This window comes from Dellaglioa sp. CoH-56-MRSF-11, from assembly GCF_056782135.1.
Window position 1 is genome coordinate 1 of sequence record NZ_JBXAYE010000149.1, and the last position, 249, is coordinate 249.

The following is a 249-nucleotide window of genomic DNA, read 5'->3' on the forward strand; positions in this document are numbered from 1 at the left end:
GCGCACGATCTCAGGTTCGCTCACTCTTCCACCTCGAACTCGACACGCGTGACCCGGTTAACGCCTTCGCTGCCGTTGAACGTGCGTCGGAAATCGGCAGAGCCCGAATCCGGTGATGTCCACACGAGATAGCCGTCGTTTCCGAAACGGACGCGGATGTTGGCTCCGATTGTGAACAGCTCGCCTTCCTCGATGTCGTTGAACGTGAGACCGCTCCGACGTTTCGTCACAATCACACCTTCAGTCTTT

1 protein-coding gene is annotated in these 249 nt (G+C 57.4%); it reads right to left on the reverse strand.

From position 1 onward, the window contains the following. Positions 1 to 20: 20 nt before the first annotated feature. Positions 21 to 249: hypothetical protein (locus AC1RPT_RS08190; protein WP_481763057.1), on the reverse strand; the 229-nt coding region annotated here is incomplete at its 5' end.